This is a genomic window from Flavobacterium sp. AJR, from assembly GCF_002156885.1.
Taxonomy (GTDB): Bacteria; Bacteroidota; Bacteroidia; order Flavobacteriales; family Flavobacteriaceae; genus Flavobacterium.
The window spans coordinates 1-1118 of sequence record NZ_NCWQ01000198.1; the positions used below are offsets into that span (position 1 = coordinate 1).

Genomic DNA, 1118 nt, shown 5'->3' on the forward strand with positions numbered 1-1118 from the left:
ATTATAATGTGTACTTTGAGGAGCTAATACAGAGATCAAAAAAATAAATTATCAATAATAATAAATTTTAGTACTTCTGAAATTGTAACTATTACTAATACTAAAAGAATGAATATTTTACATTTCATTAATAATACATAACATGGACTCCTATAAAGACATTTCAGATAAGAAAGAAGAGTTTTATAATTTAGCTATTAAATATTATTATAATATTGATAAAGAATATTTAGACAACATAAGTAAGATTGTAAATAAATCAATCTCAATATTAGTTGATCATGAATTCATTCCGACACCATGTATCGAAATAAGATTAGAACTTCATCACCAAGATGATGACGTAAATGTTAGTTCATATTATCTATATATCAATGAAGAAAACGAATTTATTGATGAATTTCTTTACTAATTAACAAAACTAAAAAGACACTACCGATTTGCGAAAGCAAATACAATGTAGTGTCTTTTTTTGAGTAAATAATCTATTACATTACTGTATAATTACAGCGTAGTTGTTTCAATAGATTGCTCTATAATTGAATTAATAATGGTCAAAGTGCGTGGGTCTTGTTCTCCTGAGAAAAAAGCATTTAATATTTCCTGAAAAATAGGGTGACAGTTTTCTACTAAACTAAAAAGCGTCATCGAAGAACGTAATTTTCTAGCGTCTAACTCTCCCAGAAGTGATTCTGCTGATTTCATTTTAAAAGTCAATAAAAGCTCAGAAATCTCAACAAGGTGTTTTCCCAAAATTGGGTGTGCTGCAAATTCTGTAGCTTCTTTTAAATCGGTAATAGCATAAAAATTGGCTGTATCGCTAGTGCCTAAACCCGTAATTTGTGGAAAAATAAACCACATCCAGTGGGTTTCTTTTTTCCCCTTTTTAATTTCAGAAAGAGCGGTAAGATACAGCTGGTTTTGCGCTTCTAAAAAACGGATTAAATCATTGTTTGAATGTGCCATTGTTGTATTATATTGTGTAAAAAAGGGTGCAAAAATACTAAAAAATATAGGTTCTTCCTAATGGAAGACTCAGACTATGTGAGTTTTATGACTAAGTTGAGTAATAATCTTACTTAAAATTTTATAAAAAACAGCTTCAAATAACTGATATA

Annotated in this window: 2 protein-coding genes; one reads left to right on the forward strand and one right to left on the reverse strand. The window is 28.4% G+C overall.

Annotated features, from left to right (window positions below):
- Positions 1–142 precede the first annotated feature (142 nt).
- On the forward strand, positions 143–412 hold the full coding sequence (locus tag B8T70_RS23520; protein ID WP_086896437.1) for a hypothetical protein: 270 nt from the start codon (positions 143–145) through the stop codon (positions 410–412).
- 92 nt (positions 413–504) lie between these two features.
- On the opposite strand, the gene B8T70_RS23525 is transcribed toward B8T70_RS23520, so the two are convergent.
- Entirely contained in the window at positions 505–966 is a 462-nt protein-coding gene (locus B8T70_RS23525; protein ID WP_039112125.1) for a DUF1810 domain-containing protein, read from the reverse strand.
- Between the last annotated feature and the right edge of the window lie 152 nt (positions 967–1118).

What these genes read in the sequence shown, in the direction of transcription:
- B8T70_RS23520 (WP_086896437.1), top strand. Translation starts at nt 143, where the DNA reads ATGGACTCCTATAAAGACATTTCAGATAAGAAAGAAGAGTTTTATAAT.
- B8T70_RS23525 (WP_039112125.1), bottom strand. Translation starts at nt 966, where the DNA reads ATGGCACATTCAAACAATGATTTAATCCGTTTTTTAGAAGCGCAAAAC.